Below are 19,666 nucleotides of genomic sequence, written 5' to 3'. Positions count from 1 at the left end.
GCTCGTCCCGGCCGCGTACGTCGGCACGTCGATGAGCGCGCCACGGTGAGGCCGTTTCACATGTTCATCGGGAGGATCTGTGCGTTCGGCGCTGGTATGGCTCGTACGGCTGTGCTCGCTCGCGGCGTGGGTCGCGGCCGGCGTCGCCTGCATGTGGCTGTTGGGGGCCACCGCCATGGCCCGGCCCTGGCACGAACCCTTCGTGTGGGGTGCCGTCGCCGTAGGGTGTGCGGTGGTGCGGGTTGTGGCGCTGTGGGTGCTGTGTGGTGAGCCCAAGGATGACGGGTTCACGGACGAGTTCTGGGTCAAGCTTCGCACCGGTGTCCTCTGGGTCCTCGTCGCGTTCTCCTCCGCCGTGTTCGCCGTCGCTCTCCTTACCTCGTCCAACGCGGGCGACAAGCTCGACGCCCTGCGAGACGCGGGCGCGGAGGTGAGCACCGCGGCGGTCGTGGAACGGCAGTCGACACGACAGGAGTTGAGCGACGGCGTCGTGAAGGGATACGCGTCCCGGCTCGTGGTCTCCGTGCCCGGCGGTGCCGAACGGCTCACCGTGCGCGGTGCTTTCACGCGCGACAAGCCCGGCAAAGGAACCGAGGTCGACGTCCTGTGGGCCCGGTCGGACCCGGGTCTTGGCGGTTACGTCAATGAGAGCAAGGACCTGCCCACGCTCGCCGAGAACCGCTGGAAGGCCTTCCAGGACGACGAGTTGGGCATGGGCTCGTTGATCGCCTTCATCGTCGTCGCGCTCATCGGCGTGATCCTGACCCCGGTGTTCGCCCTCGTGCCCGACGCCGACGACCTTCAGGAGGTGGCCTGGTCGGCGCCGTTCCAGACCGTGCGCACGGCGCTGACCGTGCTGGTGTTCTGGGGCTGGAGTCCCCTGATGCTGGGGAGCCAGCCGAGCCTTCCGCAGATGCTCGTCGCCGTCGGCAGCTGCTGCCTCGTCCTGCTGGGGTACGTCGCCACCTCGCTCCGCGGCTTCGGCTGACGTACGACGACGCCCTTTCGAATGAGGCGAGCCCACCAGTACCACCCCGAAGACATGAGTCTCACGTGCCGCCGACTACTTGCCTCACGTGCCAGAAGCGCAGTAACCCATGTTGAGCTGCAAAGAAGACTTGACAACCCTGGATAATGCGGGGGGCGCCGGGACGTTCTGACGAGCGAGTACGCGGCCGAGCCGACCGAACGCCAGGCCGGTCCCCGCAGCATCGTCCGAGCGGCCGCGACGAAGGCCCCGACCGGCTGACCGGTCGGGGCCCTGAAGTCCGCGAGGGCTACTTGGTGGCCGTCACCCGCAGTGGCGCGAGATCCGGGCTCGGCGCGGACCCGGTGCCGCCGGACAGCGGCTGCGCGGTCGTGGTCTGCGGCGCCACGCCCTTGTAGTACGGCGTGTAGACGTAGTGGGTGCCCACGCCGATCGCCGCACCGATCTTGGGGATGACGGAGGCGTCGACCGATCCCGAGCCGCCGAAGACGGCCACGTGGTACATGCTCGACGACATCCGCATCAGGTACCGCTTGGTCTCGTACGGCAGCGAGGTGACGTCGGTCCACAGCAGCGGGCCGTAGGTGGTCATCGCCGAGGACGCGGAGACACCGCCCCGCCAGCTCCCCACGGAGGCCACGGCGGCGTTCGACGGCAGCGACCACCACAGGTCGGCGAGCTGTATGGCGTTCGACTGCGGCGTAGAGCCGGCGACCCGGTAGTAGCTGTACGAGCCGGGCCAGTTCGGCATCTTCCCGGCCTTGTACGCCTTGGTCAGCGCCGACTCGGCGTCGGTCCCCACCGTGATGATCTTCGTCGTGCCGGGACTGTACTTGTTGAGGTACCCGTAGACCGACGCGGTCATGGTCGAACCGTCGGTCAGCAGGACGGTCGCGGTACCGGCGGAGCCCATGGAACCGGCGGCGGAACTCGCCGCGAGGGCGTTGTGGTAGTCGGTGCCGGTGGCGAGGAAGACGTACTTCGGCGTGCTGGTGATGGCCTTGGCCACGGCCACCGAGGTCGAGTAGCGCGAGACGTCGGACAGCCGCTTGGCCACGTACCCGAGCGAGGTCACCTTGGACGCCACCGCGCTGCTGAGGATTTTGGTCCCGCCGACCAGGTACACCGTCCTGCCCTTGGGCAGCATGCGCTTGAGCTCCGTCTGCACCGTGGAGTCCAGGCCCGTCCCGGAGGTCATCAGCACCGGCCCCCGCTTCTTGCCGGCCAGCGATGTCGCGGTGGTGGCGTAGGCCGCGTCGGACTTGCTGATGAGCACGGCCGCGTTCGCGTTCGGCAGGCCGGTTGCGCCGGCGCCGACCGTGTTCCAGGTCCACTTGGACGACGCGATGTTGGTGTCGTAGGTGTCGGAGCCGTAGACCCGGGAGATCGCGTTGTCCCTGAGCGGCTGCCAGGCCACGTCGGTGCCGGTGCCCTGGGGCACCTGCTCTTGCGTGCCCGTGCCGAGGTCGTGGATCCGCACCTGGGGTCCGCTGGGGACGTCGGGGTCGCCGGAGACGAAAACGTCGTACGCGATCCGGTTCCCCTGCGGCGACCAGGCAGGCCGGTTGTGGTCCACGGCGTCCGTGGTGAGCTGGGTGAGCCCGGTGCCGTCGGTGTTGACCTTGAAGAGCTGCCTGTGCCCGTCGACCGACCGTGTGAAGGCCACCGACCGGCCGTCCGGGGAGATGCTCGGGTCCTTCGCGCCGTCGGCCAGCTTGGTGAACGCCCCGGAGCGGCCGTTGTAGACCCAGACGGCCGGGGCGCCCGCGGTCCCGCAGCTCGTGCCCGTGCGTACGAAGGCCAGCATGCCGTTCACCGCGCCGCTGGGCTCGGAGTCGCAGCCGTCGACATCGGTGCCGAACAGGGCCTTCGGTGTGCGGGTGCCGTCGGCCGCGGTCAGCCGCAGCCGGCCGCCGGCCGTGAAGACGATGTCGCCGCCGCCGTACCAGAAGGTCGGATCGGCAGGATGCCAGCCACTGCCCGACGGCATGGCGATGTCGGCGCCGGTGGTCTCGGAGTCGGCCCATGCCGTGCGGATGTGGTCGTCGTAGTGGTTCACGAAGGCGACCTGGCTGCCGTCGGCGGACCAGGCGCCCTGGTCTCCGGTCGGGTGGAACTGGGACCACGACGACCCGTCGGGACGGACGAACGCCATCTGACCGCCGACGTCCGTGTAGAGCAGCTTCCCGTCGGTGGCCGGCCAGTTGCCGGGAACGGCGGCGACCGATCCGGGAAGCGCGGCGATGAGGCCCGCCGCGAGCGCGGCGGCAGTGGTGAGCGCCGCGGATCTGCGGCGCGTACGCAGGTTCCATGTGCCCCCACAGTGAATGGACGGCTGCCGATCCCCTCCCCCAAGGCGAATGGACGGCTTCACGTTCGTCCGCACGACAGCGGCGCAACAGTAGCCGCAGGTCACGACCGCTGTGAAGACAGGGGCTCCCGGCATTACTGGCCGATGACCAAGCGGCCGGAACCTGCGGTAGGCCGGCGATGCGTGTCGCCACCTCGCTGCGCGGCTTCGGCTGACGTACGACGACGCCCTTTCGAGATGTTGAGCTGCAAAGAAGAAGACTTGACAACCCTAGATAATGTGGGCCATCGGCTTATTTCGGTGGCCGGCATCCGGTCTGACACGGCAGCTGGCGGCTCGGGACAATGCAGCTTCGGCGTTCCCATCGAGAAAGACCATGACCGGGCAGACCGGCGCGAGCACCTCTGTGAGGTCAGTCGTGAACGCATCGATCGTCTCTTCGCCGTGCCCCATGGCCAGCAGCGTCGGCAGGAACGGCACCAGGGCGCCCGCGATCACCACGTCATCGCCGGTCGCCAGAACCGAATCAACGAAATCGGCAGTCGTTGCGATCAACGTCCCCAGGTCGACGGCGCCGGTCGCCTTGAACTCCTCAGCCACTGCGGCGAACTGCGGCCTGGTCAAGATCTCTCCTCGCGGAAGTGGTCCACCCGCAGTCCCTCATCGACCAGCCATCGGGACAGGCCGGCGCAGAGCGTCGCCTGGCCCACTCCGGGAGATGCTCCCCACACGGTGATCAGAACCGTCACGGCTGCCGAGCCTAGGAACGGCAGTCATCGCTGCCAACCCCGCCACGTCTCCAGCCGTCCCTGCGACAGGTCCTGTCCTTCATACGGGGATCAGGGTGCCGTAAGCAGAACGGCGGAGCACACACTGTGGCGCGCGTGTCCAGGACCGGCGGCCTGAGGAGAGGGGAGTGACGCGGCGCGAGTGCGAGGCGCTGGCCCTGGTCGGCGAGGGCCTGTCCAACCGGGAGATCGGCGAGGTCCTGCACCTGGGCGTGACGACGGTCAAGACGCATGCGGCGGCCCTGATGACGAAGACGGGTCTTCCGAACCGGATCCGGCTGGCCGTCCTGGCGGCGACGCATCATTAGCCCCTCTCGTCAGCCCCGTCCCGCTACGGCCTGCTCGCCATGCGCTCCTCTGCGGACTCCTCGTGGACCTCGGTGGTCTGCTCCTCCGGCGCCGACTTGGGGAGCCAGCGCAGGGCGGCCGTTCCGAGGGCGGCGTGCAGAAGGCTCGCCACGACCACGACGACGTGCAGGCCGGTGACGAACGCGGACTTCGCGTCCTGGATCACGGATGGGAGCAGGGAGGGCAGCTGGAGGGTCTCGTCGAGGGTGGGGGCGAGGTCCGGGCCCTGGAGGCGGAAGAGCAGCGCGGCGAGCGAGCCGAGGATCGCTATGCCGAGGGCGTTGCCGATCTCGTTGCTGGTCTCGGCGATCGCGCCGGCCGAGCCCGCACGCCCCGCGGGGACCGCGCCGACCGCGGTGTCCGCGACGACGGCGAAGGAGATGCCGTATCCCAGTCCAGCGATCACGGTCGAGGCGATATACCAGCCGATCCCGCCGGTGACCGTGGTGGGGAGCAGCAGCAACAGGCCGCCCGCGATGGAGAAGTGGCAGACGAGGAGCGCGGCCCGCTTGCCGATGCGTTCGACGACGGCCGGTGTGACGATGCAGGAGATGGTGAGGGCCGCCGCGCCCGGGAGGGCCAGGAGCGCCGCGTGCAGGACGCTCAGGTTCAGTACGGACTGGAGGTAGATGCCGGACAGGTACGCCGCCGCCGACCATGCGGCCAGGGGCAGTAGGCCCGTGATGACGGCGATGGTGAAGACGCGGTCGCGGAAGAGGGATAAGTCGATCAGCGGGTTGTCGAGGTGCCGTTGGCGCAGGCCGAAGAAGGTCAGTACGGCGATGCCGACGATCATCGTGGTGATCGGGAGGGCCGAGATCCCGTCGGCGGCCAGGTGCTTGATCCCGTAGATCGTGAGCAGCAGGCCCCCGGCGGAGGTCACGACGCTGAGCGGGTCGACGCGGCCCGTCCCGCCCGACCGGACCTCTCGGAGGAGGACCGGCGCGAACACCAGGAACACGACGATGACGGGGAGGTTGACGAGGAAGACCGAGCCCCACCAGAACTGGCCGAGGAGGGCGCCGCCGATGACCGGGCCGATGGCGAAACCGGCCGCGAAGGCCGCGGCGAAGATGCCGACGGCCTGGGCCCGGCGCCGGGAGTCGGGGAACAGCTCGCTCAGTACGGCCAGCGCCGAGGGCAGCAGGGTCGCACCGGCCACGCCCATGAGCGCCCGGCAGGCGATGAGGAGTTCGGGGGTCGGTGCGAACGCGGCCCCGGCGGAGCCGAGTCCGAACACGGTCGCGCCGATCATCAAGAGCTTCAGCCGGCCGTAGCGGTCGCCGATGCTGCCGAAGGCGACCAGCAGGGAGCCGACGGCGAAGCCGTAGATGTCCAGGATCCACAGCGCCTGGTCGGCGGTGGGCGAGAGGGCCTGGCTGATCCGGGGCATCGCCAGGAACAGGATCGATCCGTCCATGGAGACGAGGAGGACCGGGCCGAGGACCACCGCGAGCCCGAGCCAGGCCCGCAGTCCGGGTGCGTTGTTCGCATGCTGTTGAGTCATGGTGCCGACACTCAGGCACGGCGTGGCCGACAGCCATCCCCATGGCGTGGGTACACCCGACAGGTACACCCACGGAACGGGCGTGCGCCCTACGCTCGTTACATGGAGAGCCTCGGAACGTTCCTGAAGAGCCGTCGTGACCGGGTCACTCCGGCTGAGATCGGCCTGCAGACCTACGGCACCTCCCGCCGGGTCCCCGGTCTCAGGCGGGAAGAGCTCGCCCAGCTCGCGGGTGTGAGCGCGGGGTACTACACGCGTCTGGAGCAGGGGCAGGCCGAGACCGCCTCCGAGCAGGTGCTCGACGCGCTCGCCCGGGTGCTCCGGCTCGACCAGGTGGAGACCGACCATCTGCACAACCTCGCCCGGCAGTCGGTGAAGCCCGGTCTGGGCGAACCGCCCCGCGAGGAGCCCCACCCGCGGGTGCTGACCCTCCTGGAGTCACTGGGCGAGGCCACGCCCGCGGTGGTGCTCGGCAGGCGCGGCGACGTCCTCGCGTGGAACCGCACCGGGCACGCGCTGGTCGCCGAGCACATCCCCTTCGAGGCGCCACGAAATCCAAAGGGGCGTCCGTCGATCCCCAGGATGTTCTTCCTCGACCCCCACACCCGCGACATGTACCGCAACTGGCCGGATCTCGCCAAGGTCCACGTCGCCTATCTGCGCCTCACCGCGGGCCGCTACCCCACGGACGCCCGGCTCGCCGGGCTGATCGGCGAACTCCTTATGCACAGCGCGGACTTCGGCCTGATGTGGGCGACGGGTGACGTCTCCGACTGCACGACGGGGGCCATGCATCTGCAACACCCCACCGTCGGCGCGGTGAGCGTGGACTACCAGGTGTGGCTCCAGCCCGACAGCCCCGACCACCGCGTCGAGATCTACACCCCCAACGACGCGACCTCCGCGGACGCGTTGCGCGTGCTGAACCAGCAAAGCGGCCGGGGTGACGAGCCGGAGTCGACGACCGTACGGGCCGAGCAGCGTTGAAACCGCCCGCGCTCCTCCCACGGCACGCCCGCGAAGAGGGCGGGGGCGTCCGTACGGAAGAAGCGGGGCGGCTGTACGCGGGGGACGTGCCCCGCGTACTCAGCGCATACCGGGTCCCGCGTGCTCAGGACATGCAGGTTCCGTGCGCTCAGGACACGGCCTGCTGGTTTTGTACGTGGGAGCTGACACCACTTGTTGCTCAGAGCGGGGAGCGCCCGGTTTCGCCGGAGGGCGATGTCTCTGGGTTCTGACAACACTCGGGGGCTTGCGGTGGGAGCATGGACGTGTTCTGCGGGATGAGGCTGCGATGGCGCCACCGAAGTCCAAGGTCGACTTGTACGCGGCGATCCGCCGTGATGCCCGGGCAGGGATGTCGTACCGGGCCTTGATGCGTGAGTACGGAGTCGGATTCCGCACGGTGAAGGCGGCGTTGGAGTCGGTCTGGCCGGAGCCGCGGAAGAAGCCGCGGCCGCGTGGGACCCGTCTGGATGCCTACAAGCCGTTGATCGATGAGATGCTCCGGGCGGATTTGGATGCGCCGCGCAAGCAGCGTCCCACGGTCAAGCGGATCTTCGACCGGCTCCTGGACGAGCACGGGGCGGAGGCGGTGACCTATCCGATGGTGCGGGTCTATGTCGCCGACCGGCGGCCCCAGATCACTGTTGAGGTCGGCCGCGGGGTGGTGCACGCGTTCATTCCGCAGTCCCACCGGCCAGGGGCCGAGGCGGAGGTGAACTTCGGGGACGTGAAGGTACGTCTGGCCCGTGAGCTGGTCACTTGCTTCGTGTTCGCGATGCGCCTGTCGTATTCGGGCAAGGCCGTGCACCGCGTCTTCGCCTCCTGCGGCCAGGAGGCGTTCCTCGAAGGCCACGTCCACGCTCTCAGCGTGCTGCGCGGCGTCCCCACTGGCAAGGTCCGCTACGACAACCTCCGCTCCGCAGTCTCCCGAGTGCTGAGCTCGCGATCCCGGGCAGAGAACGAGCGGTGGACCGCGTTCCGCTCGCATTACGGCATCGATGCCGCTTACTGCCTTCCCGGGATCGAGGGCGCCCACGAGAAGGGCGGGGTCGAAGGACAGATCGGCTGGTTCCGCCGCAATCACATGGTCCCCGTCCCTGAGGTCGCCTCCCTCGCCCAGCTGAACGCAATGATCGAGCGCTGGGACACAGAAGATGAACAGCGCCGGATCGGCACCCGGCTGCGGCCGGTGAGCGAGTACTTCGCCGTCGAACGGCCCCTGCTGCGGCCGTTGCCGGATGAACCCTTCGAGACCGGTCGGCTGTTCAGCCTGCGGGTCGACCGCTTCAGTCAGAGCACCTGGAACGCCTGCCGACGCAGCGACAACTCCTGGCCCCGCAAGATGAAGTTGCCCGGTCAGAGCACCAGCATCGGCGAGCTGTCGAGCAACAGGAGCGCCACCGTCGACTTCCTGGACGTCAGTTGCTCCGGCGCGAAAACCTCGCAGCTGACCCCGGGGACCCCACACCATGGGGAGACATGGGCAACTACCGCGAGAAGAGCCAGATCGACTCCGGTGTCCTCAGCCCGGACACCACACTGGTGATCACTCGCCGCCGACTGGGGGAGGGGGCACCGGCCGCCCCCGGGAGCCCGGCGACGCAGCCTGTTTCTCCACCGCCCGCTGATGGGCGCCGCACACGAACTGGTCGACGCTGTTCCGCATCCCGCTTCGGGGTCAGCGGCCAGCCGCTCACCAGCACCAGCTACCACCCGGACGATGCCGGTGCAGCGCACCCGGTGCACCAAGACGACCAACAGGCGCACCACCCGCAGGAGCCCGCACCGCAGCCGGGAGGCCGGCCACTGAGTGGACCCGATGCCGCGCACCCGATGCGGTGGTGCGCACCGACGATGCCCGGCATCCACTCCACCGAGGGGAGCCCACCGGCTGGAGTGGGCGACATCGCCGGGACGATGCCGTGCATCCACCCGGTGCGCACCCGCCGCAGGATGGGCCAGGATGTGGAACGTCACATATGTTGCGGGGTGCTGGTCGGCGAGTTCCCGGGCGCGGCGGGGGCTGGACAGCGCGCGGGACTGTGCTGCGGCGAAGCTGATGTGCGCGTTGCTGTCGGTGTCGGCGACGTACACTACGGCCTCGCCGTCCAGGATCACCCCAGGTGGTAGGTCCATGGCGGCCACGGCGAGGTCCATCCAGAGGGCGGTGACGTCGCGGCCGGTGCGGGACTGCAGCCGGACGCCGTCCTCGGTCCGCCACAGCACGGTCCGGCGGCTGCGCCTGCAGCGCAAGCGGCTCCAGCAGGCGGGGCGTCGGCGCTTCTTCGCCGGGCAGTCCCGCCGGCCTCGCCCGCGCCGGAACCGTATCGGCAGTGCGGCCGCGCGCCGCGACGCGCGCGCCCTGTCCCGGCTGGACCCGGCTGCGGCACGACTCCTCTCCGGCATTTCGTACTCAAGTGATGTCCGCCCTGCCGAGATACTTCCGAGTCGGCGGAAGCCGCGAGGACGCGAACTGGCGCATTGCCCGACGGCCGGCCCTCCGCACACGCGACCAACGGAAGCCCGACCGACAGTGAGCCCGCAACACCCGATGAAGTCACCCACATCGCGGCGGATGACGGGCAGCAGAGCAATTCCTGTCAGTGCCGACGCAGCGCGCTGATCCTCGATCATCCGCCAGTTGTCCTTGATCGACGGCATGCCACCACCACGTTCGGCGACGAGCACGCGATGGGCGTCGACGTCGGACTCGGTCTACGGCCGCAAGCTCAGTCGAATGGTTTCCAGTTGGAGCGGCATCGGCGAATAGGCATGGCGACATCCTATCGACGCCGCTCCCCGATCCGGGGCAACGGAGATCACGCGAGACGGACAGTGCGGTCTGTCTCAACGAATCGAGCGTTGGGGGCGTTTGTCACCGAAAGTGGACAGCGCGTTCATCGGCGGATCGTTGCGGTGAGGCGTCGCAGCGCGGCGTGGGCGGGTGGGCCCCAGGTGGCCTTGCCGCCCGGGCGGCCATGAAGGCCGGCCTCTCCGATGAGGATGCCGCTGAGGGCTGTCAGCACCGCCCAGCCGCGGGCGCGGCGCAGGGTCGCGGCGTCCACCACCGGCTGGTAGACGTCATGGAAGCGGTCGGCGGCCCCGTCCGGCAGCAGTATCCAAGGGGCGGCGAGATCGCAGGCCGGATCGCCCGCGCAGAGGTCGCCGAAGTCGATCACGCCGCAGAAGGTGCCGTCCGCGGTGAGGACGTTGGCCGGATGCAGGTCGCCGTGGAGCCACAGCGCCGGGCCCGCCCACTCGGGCGCGGCAACGGCGTCTTCCCAGACCGCTCGGACGGCATCCGGTTCGGGGAGCAGCCCCAGCTCGATGGCCGCGGCGAACTGCTCGGCGAATTGCTCGGCATGGTCGGCCAGTGGCCCCCCGCGGCCACGGCCGGCGGGCGCCCCGTCGGGGGCAGGTCGGTGAAGGGCCGTCAGGAACGCGGCCAAGGTGCCGGCCGCCTCCGCGGCACGTGTGGCGGGAGCGCGGTCGGCAGGCGAGCCGGGCACCCAGGTGGTGACGATCCAGGGTCGCGGAAACCGCTCGGAGGGCTCGCCGAGGCGCTGCGGGACGGGAACGGGCAGGGGAAGGCGCGGGGAGAGAGCGGGCAGCCAGGCGTGCTCCTTGCGCAGCAGGGCGTCCGCGGACTGCGTCGCCCAGGGCAACCGGACGGCGAGGTCGTCGCCGAGCCGCCACAGCTGGTTGTCCCAGCCACGCGCGCCGAGCCTCAGGGGACGACCGGCCAGGTCGGGGTGCTGGTCGAGCAGCAGATCCCGGACCAGATCTGCGCTGATGTCGATCTCGGTATGGGTCATGCGGAGCCACGGTAGTCGGACGCTGAGCCGGGCGTTTGTGACGCCCAGCAGTCATTGCCGATCACCATCCTCACTTCCTGAACTGTGCACCGCACGGCAATGCGCATCGGCGCCTGGTTCCCCCTCGGCCGTCCTGCGAAGGGAGGAAGACACACCGGTCGGCAGTGCCGGTGCGGGCCGAGTCTGGTGGGGCGGGCAGGTGTGACTTTGATCGGCAGTTGGCGGGTGCCGCAGCCGGACCGGCTGGTCGCGTAACGTCTTTGATCTCTGGTTGGCGGGTTCCTTGATTGATAGTTGGCGGTTCGGAGACCGTGATCCGTGACTCAACGTGAGGAGGGTCTCCGCCCGCCGACGTGGATCAGAAGTGCGTTGCGATGCCGTAAACGCGGCGGAGTTGTGCCATGTCGTGACGATCGCGTTCCGAGGGCTCGTAGCCCTGGTGGAAGTAGACCTGCTGTTCGGCGGACAAGCACGCGACTGACGTCCCATGGATGGTGCCCGTCACGAAGCACGAGGACGGGTAGGTGAATGGACGCTCGGGTTCGGGTGACGCCTGCACTGCTGAGCCGTCGTCGGCGAAGACCAGCGGGTGAAGGTCAATCTCTCGTCCGTCCGGTGCCGTCACGACGAATCGGATGGGCCTCCAGTTCAGGGTCTCCACGAAACCGACCTCATGGAGGGCCGCCACCACAACGTCTTCCTGGTCCTGCCGGTGCATCAAGTCCAGGTCCCGATGGTTTCGCGTCTGCTCGCCGACCAGAGCGTCGATCCCCCATCCTCCACCGATCCAGACGTCCGCATTCGCCTGTCGTAGCAGGGCCAGGACGAACAACACGTCTTCAGCTGTCATCACCTGACACAGGCTAGAAGCGTCCGCCCAGTGCCGCGAACGTTTTCCTGTCAGCCTTCCGCTGACTGGTGGTGGAAGGGGCGAGCTCGGCGTGCGCAGCAAGAACACATCTTCGAAGTTGACCGCACCCACAGTCACCAGACCGATCGCCTGCCCAACCAAGAATCAAATCCGCCAACTAACGATCAAAGTCACAGCAGGGGCACCGACCCGCGGGGAATGCTTCCACGCCGCCTTCTTGGCGCCTGCTTCGCCGAATGCCGTGCGCCGGAAGCCGCTACTGGCCGACCGGCGCACGGACCCGCGGCTCGTCACCGCCAGATGGACTTCAGATGCCACGCCTGCATGTGGTCGAGGGTGGCGGTGCCGCCTTCGGCGAAGACCTCGACGCCGGTGCTGGAGGGGTCGGGGAAGATCTGGTCGGTGATCACGGCCTCGCCGTTGCCGCCGAAGACCTCGACGGAGGACCAGTCGACGAGGATACGCAGTTTGACCTTGCCGTCCTTGGGCTTCAGGGGTGCGGTCTGGACGCCGGGGAAGGTGCTGTTGAAGTCCCCGGCGCCGGAGCGGGTGCGGTCGACGTACAGCTCCTGCGTTGTGGTGTCGTAGCCGATGACGGTCTCCTCGCCGCCTGCGCCGGTGCGTACCTTCAGGCCGAAGCGTTCGGCGTCCTTGGGGGAGAAGGTGGCCTCGATGTCGAGTGCCTTGCCCTTGGCCGTGGGGCCGATCAGGGGCTTGGAGGTGCTCTGGACGGTGACGTCGGATGCGGTCGCCGCCGGGCGGTTGTGGCGGAGGGAGTCCACGCTGCCCACCGGCTTGCTGGTCAGCCGGATCTGGCCGTTGATCGTGCGCAGTGCCATTTCCCGGGGGATGCTCTGCGCGCTGCGCCAGGGGGAGGTGGGGATGGCGCCGCTGTAGTCCCAGTTGTTCATCCAGCCGATCATGTAGCGCTTGCCGCCTGGTGCGTTCTCCCAGGACACCGCCGCGTAGTAGTCCTTGCCGTAGTCGGTCCAATCGGCGCGCTGTACGACGGACTTGGCGGGCTTGTCAGCGGCGGTGAACTGGTCGGCCATGACGTGGCCCCAGCCGGCGGTGTTCATGTCGAGGATCTGGATCTGCGCCTTCTTGCCGACGTACGGGCGCATGTCGAAGGACGCCCAGTCCAGGGTCTCGCTGTCGGCGCCGGTCGCGCTCCGGACGACCTTGCCGTCGACGATCAGGTTGACGGACGTCTCCTGGGAGACGCGCTGGGCCTGGGCGTCGGACAGCACGATGTGGTCGACGTTGAGGTGGCCCCAGCCGCCGGTGTTGTCGTCGACGATCCTGATCTGCGCCTTCTTGCCGGCGAGGTCGCCGACGTCCCAGGAGGCCCAGTTGAGAGCCTCGGCGTCCTTTCCGGTGGCGCTGCGGACGACCTGGCCGTCCACGAGGAGCTCGACGGCGGTCGGGTGGTCGGAGCCGGCGGGGTGGTTGCCGCCGCCGATGAGGAAGTTGATGTACTTCCTGTCGAGGGTGAACTCGGGCGAGGTAAGGGTGCCGGTGGTGGAGTCGCCGTTCAGGAAGGTGTTGGCCAGCCCGTCTCCCAGGAAGCCGGAGACTTGCCCCTGGTCGGGGAGGGTGCCGGTGGCCGGTGCGGTGCCGAAGGCGTCCCCGGTCGCCGTCCAGTCGCCGTAGGTTCCGCCCTCGAAGTCGGCGAGGACCGTCCCCTCGGGCGGAGTCCTGTCCATGACGGTTCCGGCCTCGTGCGGATGCCGCCCGCCACCGATCTTGAAGTTCAAGTAGGGGCTGTCGACGGTGAATTCGGGCGAGCTGAGGGTGCCGGTGGTCCCGTCACCGCCGTGGAAGCTGTTGGCGAGGCCCTTGCCGCCGAAGCCCTCGACGGCCCCCTGCCAGTCCACCGCCCCGGTTGCCGGTCCCTGGCCGAACGCGGTGCCGGTGGTCGTCCACTCACCGAAGTCGGTGCCCTCGAAGTCCTGCACCACCGTGCCGGTGGGCGGTGTGTAGCTGCCCTTGTCGTCTGCGGTGAACTTCTTGCCGTCGAAGTCGCCGATGAAGTACTGCGAGCCCGAACCGCCCGCGATACCCCCAGGGTTGATGTTGACGACCAGAACCCACTTGATGTTCTTCTTGTCCCCGTCGACCGCGAGCGGGAACAGGTCGGGGCATTCCCACACGCCGCCCGTCGCACCAGCCGGCCCGAACTCGCTCTGCAGCTTCCAGTCCTTGAGGTTCTTGGACGAGTAGAACTGCACCTTGTGCTCGGCGGAGAGCGACACCGTCATCAGCCAGCTCTTGGTCGGCTCGTACCACTGGACCTTGGGGTCGCGGAAGTTGTTGGAGCCGATGTCGATGACGGGATTGCCCTGGTACTTGGTCCAGGTGCGGCCGCGGTCGGTGCTGTAGGCGAGCGACTGCGCCTGCTTGCCGCCGTTCTTGTAGGCGCTGGTGTAGACCGCCACCATGGGCGGGTTGTTCTTCGTGCCGAAGCCGGTGGTGTTGTTCCAGTCGACGACCGCGCTGCCGGAGAACACCATCTCCTCGTCGTCGTGCGACAGGGCGAGCGGCAACTGCTTCCAGTGCACGAGGTCCCGGCTCACCGCGTGCCCCCAGGACATGTCGCCCCAGGAGTTGCCGTTCGGGTTGTACTGGTAGAAGAGGTGGTACTCGCCCTTGTAGTAGACGAGGCCGTTGGGGTCGTTCATCCAGTTCTTCTCCGGGGTGAAGTGGAACTGGGGCCTGTAGGTCTCGGCGTACGGCGGGGTGTCGGCAGCTACGGCCTGGGGGGCGAGCGGGGCTGCGGACAGGGCGCAGACGGTCGCCACCGCCGCCATCATCCGTATGCGGGCATGCCGGGATACGCGTGCAGAGCTCATGGTGTCTCCTAGTCCCGCGGCTCGTCGGCGCAGCACTGACTGCGGCCCCGGCGCGGACGGACCGAAAAGTGACACCCCAGCGGCGTCGACGTCCACGCAGCCGACTGGGGTGTCAACGACGACTTGTGTCATCGATGACAGCGAGTGCCCGATTATGAAGCGCAATCCGGCCAGTGCGTCAACGGTGCGGGCGTGATTGCTCCGGTACGGGCCTAAGGTCCGTCGGGCGTCGTCGGGGGTCGGCAGCCGCGCCAACGAGTTCGGCCATGACGGGCTGGGGTCGGCAAACGCGCAGGTCAGAGTGGTGACGTGGGTGGCAACCGGCAGGCTTCCGCGGCGTCGTGCGAGCCCGAGATCGGCCGCGTTAACGAGTTGTTTCCGGGGTGTTGACCGGTAGGGCCTCGCGGTGCTTCACTTCCGGGACCGGTCCCGAAACCGGTTCCGGGACCGATGTCGGGACCGGTTGCACGGGTCTCTGTACGATCAGGCCCTTCGGTGCGGGAGGACGTCTTCCGCCTCTGCAGGAAGGGAGGGGAGGTGACATGGGAGTCACTATCGCCGACGTGGCCTCGCGGGCCGGGGTCAGCAAGACGACGGTCTCGCGGGTGCTGAACGGCAAGGGCGAGATCAGCGAGGACACCGTCTCGAAGGTCCGCAAGGCGATCTCGGAGCTCGGCTATGTGCCGAGCGCGGGGGCCGTGGGGCTGGCACGCGGCACGACCCAGATGATCGGGATGCTGGTCCCTGACTTGGCCTGGGCCTGGGCCGGCATAGTGCAGGCGGTCGTCGAAACGCTGGAGGCCGAGGGCTTCGGGCTGCGGATGCTGACCTGGAACCGCGGTGAGGAGTCACTGCGCAGGCTGGGCCTGCAGGTCGCCGCCAAGTCGTTCGACGGGCTGCTGGTGATAGAGCCCGAGGGGGCCCTGGGATCCATCACGGAACTGCACGAGGCCGGACTGCCGGTGGTGCTGATAGACGACCGCTTCCAGCGGCCGGGATTCCCCTACGTGGCCACCACCAACCGGGAGGGCGGTGAGCAGGCGGCGCGCCACCTGCTGGACCTCGGTCGCCGTCGCCCTCTGGTGGTGACCGGTCCTGATGAGTACGGGTGCACGCAGGAACGGCTGGGCGGCTTCGTCGACGCGTATGCGCAGGCCGGGATCGAACTCGACCCGCGCAGAATCATCTGCGGCGACTTCCTGTTCGACGACGGCCGGAGCGCGGTGGCGCAAGCTCTCGCGGACGGCGTGGAGTTCGACGCGGTCTTCGGGCACAACGACCCCTTGGCAGCCGGCGTGATCGCGGCCCTGCACGAGGCCGGCCTCGAGATTCCGCGGGATGTCGCCGTGGTGGGGTTCGACGACGTCGAGGTGGCGTCGTACACCTATCCGGCGCTGACCACCATCCGCCAGCCGATGCGGGAAATGGGTGAGGCGGCTGCGCGTCTGCTGCTCGACCACGTGCGCAGATCGCCGGATGCCGCCCCCTCGCGCATCGTTCCCACCAGCCTCGTGGTACGCGGCTCGACGTTAGAGCCGAGCTCGAACTGACGCGACGTCATCGCGATGAGCGAATGACGGCGCCTCGCGGCCGGGCGGTGCGTTGCCGGTGACGCACCGCCCCCCGTCTCCTTGAAACATCGGCGAACCTCTTCGGGCCTCGCCTTCCTCACAACTTAGGGCGGCTGCGCCTGCGTTCACGCCGCACCGCCCACCTGCACTTTCCGCCCGCGCGTTCCCGATCCGGGACACCGAAGGGGCGCGCCTGGCACATCCCGCCCGGCCGCTACCCACTCCGCGTCGGACACTCCCACCGCGACCCGCGAGGGACCGCCGACGCCGCTGTCACCGCAGACGCTGCCCACTCGTGGGCCGGCCCATCCGGGCGCCCGCCCCTTCCTACCCTTCGCCGCCCCCCGCGCCTGTCCCGCTCAACGGCAAGGAGCCGCATCATGCGTATCACTACCCGTCACGCTGTCAGAACCGTCCAGACCCTGTGCGTCACCCTCACGGCAGCCCTCGTGGCCACCGGCTGCGGCCGGAGCGAGGACGCCGGCCCCGGCAACGATGCGCCCGCCAAGATCGGCGCGGGCAAGGCCAAGGGGACGGTGGTCATGTGGTCCATGGGCGACCCCGACGAAGACCTGAAGGAACTGGGCAAGAAGTTCGAGCAGGAGAACCCGGACGCAGACGTCAAGATCACCGCGGTCCCGTGGGACGGCGCCCACGACAAGCTGACCACCGCGATAGCCGGCGGCAACACACCGGACATGTCCATGGTGGGCAGCACCTGGATGGCCGAGATGGCAGCCTTGAACGGCTTCCAGGCCACCCCGGCGTCGATCAAGTCCTCGGACTTCTACCCCGGCCAGTGGGACACCACCAAGTACAAGAACACCTCCTACGGCGTCCCGTTCATCGCCGACACCCAAGCGGTCTACTACCGGACCGATCTCACGGCGAAGGCCGGCATCAAGGGCGCCCTGGCCGGCGACTGGGACGGATACCTGAAGGACCTCAAGGCCATCCAGGCCACCGCCGGCAAGGAGAACCCCAAGCTGCGCCATGCCAGCGGGCTGGTGATGGGCTTCAACTCCTGGATCTTCTGGCTGCCGATGGTCTGGCAGCAGGGGAGTGACATCTACGACGCCAAGACCGGAAAGTTCACCTTCGACACGCCCGAGGTCGCCAAGGCGCTGGAGAACTACGCAAGCGTTCCGAAGCAGGGCCTCGCGCCGACCGACAGGGCGGACAACGTGCAGAGCTTCCAGGACGGGCTGACCGCCGTCTACCAGGAGGGCGCGTGGGCCGGCGGCACCTTCCACAAGGACTCCCCGCAGCTGGACGGCAAGTGGAAGACCATGCCGATGCCGTACACCAAGCAGCCCGCCGGGTTCGCCGGCGGCACCGACCTGGCGGTGTTCAAGGAGGCCAAGAACCCCGACGCGGCATGGAAGTTCGCCCAGTTCCTCACCGAGCCCGCCAACCTCGCGACCTATTCCAAGGCCACCGGCAGCCTGCCTCCTTCGCCCCAGGCGTGGACCGAGGGGAAGCTGACCGAGGACGAGAACTTGAAGGCGTTCGCCGAGCAGCTCGAGGTCAGCAAGGCGCCGCCCGCCATCACGACCTGGCAGCAGATCGCCGACACCATCGACTCCGAACTGGAGAAACTGACCCTGGGCAAGGCCACCGTCGCCGAGGTGCAGAAGACGCTGCAGTCCAAGGCCACCAGCATCGGCACCGGCCGCTGAGCGCCGCCGCGTGAGTATCCCTCGTACGGACGGATGACATCCATGTCCACGAAAACGCTCCCCGGGCGGGGCGGCACCCACGAGCAGGGCACCGCAGGGTCGGAACGGAGTGCCGATCGCCGGCACTCCGGGCTCCGGAGCACGGCGCGCGGCAGGCAGGCCCGGGCCGCCTGGATGCTCGCCGCCCCGTTCCTCGCGCTGTTCGCGGCCTTCATGCTGCTGCCGGTCGTGTGGTCGCTGCTGATGGGCCTGACCGACACCAAGAGCGCGGACCTGCGAACACCGCTGAGCGTGTCGTTCGTCGGCTTCGACAACTACGTACGCCTCTTTGAGGACCCGCAGTTCTTCACAGCCCTGCGCAACACCGGCGTGTTCGTCCTGGTGGCCCTGCCCCTGACCCTGGCCGCCGGGCTCGCGGCGGCGGTTGCCCTCGACCGGGGCATCCGCCGCTTCCGGGCCGTCTTCCGGGTCGGCTTCTACCTGCCGGTGATCACCAGCATCGTGGCCGTCGCCGTGGTGTGGAAGACGCTCCTGGAACCTCGCGCGGGACTGGCGAACCTCGTCCTGGGCTGGTTCGGGATCGACGGTCCGGCCTGGCTGGCGGACACCCGCTTCGCCCTGCCCGTCATGATCGTGATGGCGGTGTGGCGCAACCTCGGCACGGTCATGATCATCATGCTGGCGGGCCTGCAGTCCGTACCCCAGTCCCTGATGGAAGCGGCCGAACTCGACGGCGCCGGGCCCTGGCAGCGGTTCTGGCGGGTCACCTTCCCGCTCCTGCGGCCGGCCCTGCTGCTGACCGCCGTGACCACCGGCATCGGCTATCTGCAGTTCTTCGACGAGCCGTTCGTGATGACCGATGGCGGACCGCTGGACTCCACCCTGTCGGCGACGTTGTACGCCTACAAACAGTTCGGCAACGGCAACTACGAGATGGCGTCGGCCGCCGGCTACGTCATCTTCGTCCTCATCGTCGCGCTGACCGTGCTGCAGTTCCGCGTGCTGCGAGACAAGGACTGATGCCTCATGAGCACCCTCTCCACTCTCCGAACGCCACAACCGGGCACGAACCGCGCCCTGAGGCGCCGCCGCATCCGCCAGAACTGGGGCCGGCCCTGGCTGTACATACCGCTCGCCGGCGCCCTGCTGCTGATGATCGCGCCGTTCCTGTGGATGCTGTCCGGGTCGTTCAAGCCCGAGGCCGACATCCGCAGGGTCCCGCCCGTCCTGATACCCACGGCGCCCACGACCGCCAACTACGGCGAGCTGTTCAGCACGCTCGACTTCACGAGCATGTTCGCCAACTCCGTGATCGTGGCCCTCGCCGTGACCGCGGGCAACCTGATCTTCTGCTCGATGCTCGGATACGCCCTGGCCAAGCTGGAGTTCCGCGGACAGCGCGCCGTTTTCCTGCTGGTCATGGGGACGCTCATGATCCCCGGCCTGGTCACCTTCGTACCGCTGTACGTGCTGGTGGCCAACATGCAGCTGACCGGCTCCCTGCTCGGCCTGATCCTGCCGTTCCTGGCCACGCCCTTCGGGGTGTTCCTGATGCGGCAGTTCATCTCCACCCTGCCCGACGAACTGATCGACGCCGCCCGCGTCGACGGCTGCCGCGAACTGGCCATCTTCGCGAAGATCATCCTGCCGCTGACCAAGCCCGCCCTCGCCACCCTCGGGATCATCACCTTCCTCGGCTCCTGGAACAACTTCCTGTGGCCCCTGGTCGTGGCCCAGAACGAGAGCCAGTACACCCTCCCCGTCGGCCTCGCCCTGGCCAGCAGCGGACAGTCCTTCACCCGCTTCGGCATCCTGCTCGCCGGCGCCATGGTCGTCCTACTGCCGGTGATGATCGTCTTCCTGCTCTTCCAGCGACAGTTCGTGGCGGGCATCGCCACTACCGGCCTGAAGTGACACCCCGGCTCCCGCCC

Annotated in this window: 14 protein-coding genes and 1 pseudogene; 8 read left to right on the top strand and 7 right to left on the bottom strand. The window is 68.6% G+C overall.

Translation table 11 applies throughout. The annotated features are described in order from the left end of the window. Positions 1-79: 79 nt before the first annotated feature. The gene (locus tag ACIBNA_RS40970) at positions 80-988 is read left to right on the top strand and encodes a hypothetical protein (RefSeq protein ID WP_399170403.1); all 909 of its coding nucleotides are present in this window, start codon (positions 80-82) and stop codon (positions 986-988) included. 289 nt (positions 989-1,277) lie between these two features. Here ACIBNA_RS40970 and ACIBNA_RS40965 read toward each other — a convergent pair whose 3' ends face one another. Both ACIBNA_RS40965 and ACIBNA_RS40960 read right to left on the bottom strand, forming a co-directional pair. Next, positions 1,278-3,374: a cell wall-binding repeat-containing protein gene (locus ACIBNA_RS40965; RefSeq protein ID WP_399170402.1), complete on the bottom strand. Its 2,097-nt coding sequence runs from the start codon at positions 3,372-3,374 to the stop codon at positions 1,278-1,280. A gap of 195 nt (positions 3,375-3,569) precedes the next feature. Then, the gene (locus ACIBNA_RS40960) at positions 3,570-3,923 is read right to left on the bottom strand and encodes a hypothetical protein (RefSeq protein WP_399170401.1); all 354 of its coding nucleotides are present in this window, start codon (positions 3,921-3,923) and stop codon (positions 3,570-3,572) included. A 292-nt stretch (positions 3,924-4,215) separates the two neighbouring features. On the opposite strand from ACIBNA_RS40960, the gene ACIBNA_RS40955 reads away from it, so the two are divergent. Continuing rightward, complete coding sequence (locus ACIBNA_RS40955; protein WP_399170400.1) at positions 4,216-4,395, top strand: response regulator transcription factor; 180 nt, start codon at positions 4,216-4,218, stop codon at positions 4,393-4,395. A 23-nt stretch (positions 4,396-4,418) separates the two neighbouring features. Here the strand turns inward: ACIBNA_RS40955 and ACIBNA_RS40950 are convergent, their stop codons facing one another. Continuing rightward, complete coding sequence (locus ACIBNA_RS40950) at positions 4,419-5,942, bottom strand: MFS transporter (RefSeq protein WP_399170399.1); 1,524 nt, start codon at positions 5,940-5,942, stop codon at positions 4,419-4,421. Between the two features lie 102 nt (positions 5,943-6,044). On the opposite strand from ACIBNA_RS40950, the gene ACIBNA_RS40945 reads away from it, so the two are divergent. Together ACIBNA_RS40945 and istA are read left to right on the top strand one after the other, a co-directional pair. Beyond that, positions 6,045-6,929 (top strand): helix-turn-helix transcriptional regulator, encoded by an 885-nt coding sequence (locus tag ACIBNA_RS40945; RefSeq protein ID WP_399170398.1) that lies wholly within the window; start codon positions 6,045-6,047, stop codon positions 6,927-6,929. Positions 6,930-7,236: 307 nt separating this feature from the next. Beyond that, positions 7,237-8,493 (top strand): IS21 family transposase, encoded by a 1,257-nt coding sequence (istA, locus tag ACIBNA_RS40940; protein WP_399170428.1) that lies wholly within the window; start codon positions 7,237-7,239, stop codon positions 8,491-8,493. Between the two features lie 467 nt (positions 8,494-8,960). On the opposite strand, the pseudogene ACIBNA_RS40935 reads toward istA, so the two are convergent. The 4 genes and pseudogenes from ACIBNA_RS40935 to ACIBNA_RS40920 all read right to left on the bottom strand — a co-directional run. Further along, positions 8,961-9,353: pseudogene (locus tag ACIBNA_RS40935) on the bottom strand (hypothetical protein); the annotation flags it as partial. Positions 9,354-9,844: 491 nt separating this feature from the next. Beyond that, on the bottom strand, positions 9,845-10,762 hold the full coding sequence (locus ACIBNA_RS40930; protein ID WP_399170397.1) for an aminoglycoside phosphotransferase family protein: 918 nt from the start codon (positions 10,760-10,762) through the stop codon (positions 9,845-9,847). Between the two features lie 358 nt (positions 10,763-11,120). Continuing rightward, positions 11,121-11,612, bottom strand: a complete 492-nt coding sequence (locus tag ACIBNA_RS40925; protein ID WP_399170396.1) for a nucleotidyltransferase domain-containing protein — start codon at positions 11,610-11,612, stop codon at positions 11,121-11,123. Between the two features lie 311 nt (positions 11,613-11,923). Further along, the gene (locus ACIBNA_RS40920; protein ID WP_399170395.1) at positions 11,924-14,485 is read right to left on the bottom strand and encodes a GH32 C-terminal domain-containing protein; all 2,562 of its coding nucleotides are present in this window, start codon (positions 14,483-14,485) and stop codon (positions 11,924-11,926) included. A 542-nt stretch (positions 14,486-15,027) separates the two neighbouring features. Here ACIBNA_RS40920 and ACIBNA_RS40915 point away from each other — a divergent pair. The 4 genes from ACIBNA_RS40915 (at position 15,028) to ACIBNA_RS40900 (ending at position 19,649) form a co-directional block, all read left to right on the top strand. Next, positions 15,028-16,035, top strand: coding sequence for a LacI family DNA-binding transcriptional regulator (locus ACIBNA_RS40915; protein ID WP_399170394.1), 1,008 nt, complete (start codon positions 15,028-15,030; stop codon positions 16,033-16,035). 401 nt (positions 16,036-16,436) lie between these two features. After that, positions 16,437-17,735, top strand: coding sequence for an extracellular solute-binding protein (locus ACIBNA_RS40910; RefSeq protein ID WP_399170393.1), 1,299 nt, complete (start codon positions 16,437-16,439; stop codon positions 17,733-17,735). Positions 17,736-17,768: 33 nt separating this feature from the next. Beyond that, on the top strand, positions 17,769-18,755 hold the full coding sequence (locus tag ACIBNA_RS40905) for a carbohydrate ABC transporter permease (RefSeq protein WP_399170392.1): 987 nt from the start codon (positions 17,769-17,771) through the stop codon (positions 18,753-18,755). Between the two features lie 6 nt (positions 18,756-18,761). Further along, positions 18,762-19,649 (top strand): carbohydrate ABC transporter permease, encoded by an 888-nt coding sequence (locus tag ACIBNA_RS40900; protein ID WP_399170391.1) that lies wholly within the window; start codon positions 18,762-18,764, stop codon positions 19,647-19,649. Positions 19,650-19,666 lie beyond the last annotated feature (17 nt).

Source organism: Streptomyces sp. NPDC050164 (assembly GCF_044459945.1).
GTDB classification, from domain to species: domain Bacteria; phylum Actinomycetota; class Actinomycetes; order Streptomycetales; family Streptomycetaceae; genus Streptomyces; species Streptomyces coeruleorubidus_A.
The sequence above is the reverse complement of the archived record's forward strand: the minus strand, read 5'-3'. Positions and strand labels throughout refer to the sequence as shown.

What these genes read in the sequence shown, in the direction of transcription:
- ACIBNA_RS40920 (WP_399170395.1), bottom strand. Translation starts at nt 14,485, where the DNA reads ATGAGCTCTGCACGCGTATCCCGGCATGCCCGCATACGGATGATGGCG.
- istA (WP_399170428.1), top strand. Translation starts at nt 7,237, where the DNA reads ATGGCGCCACCGAAGTCCAAGGTCGACTTGTACGCGGCGATCCGCCGT.
- ACIBNA_RS40930 (WP_399170397.1), bottom strand. Translation starts at nt 10,762, where the DNA reads ATGACCCATACCGAGATCGACATCAGCGCAGATCTGGTCCGGGATCTG.
- ACIBNA_RS40945 (WP_399170398.1), top strand. Translation starts at nt 6,045, where the DNA reads ATGGAGAGCCTCGGAACGTTCCTGAAGAGCCGTCGTGACCGGGTCACT.
- ACIBNA_RS40900 (WP_399170391.1), top strand. Translation starts at nt 18,762, where the DNA reads ATGAGCACCCTCTCCACTCTCCGAACGCCACAACCGGGCACGAACCGC.
- ACIBNA_RS40910 (WP_399170393.1), top strand. Translation starts at nt 16,437, where the DNA reads ATGCGTATCACTACCCGTCACGCTGTCAGAACCGTCCAGACCCTGTGC.
- ACIBNA_RS40905 (WP_399170392.1), top strand. Translation starts at nt 17,769, where the DNA reads ATGACATCCATGTCCACGAAAACGCTCCCCGGGCGGGGCGGCACCCAC.
- ACIBNA_RS40950 (WP_399170399.1), bottom strand. Translation starts at nt 5,942, where the DNA reads ATGACTCAACAGCATGCGAACAACGCACCCGGACTGCGGGCCTGGCTC.
- ACIBNA_RS40915 (WP_399170394.1), top strand. Translation starts at nt 15,028, where the DNA reads ATGGGAGTCACTATCGCCGACGTGGCCTCGCGGGCCGGGGTCAGCAAG.
- ACIBNA_RS40925 (WP_399170396.1), bottom strand. Translation starts at nt 11,612, where the DNA reads ATGACAGCTGAAGACGTGTTGTTCGTCCTGGCCCTGCTACGACAGGCG.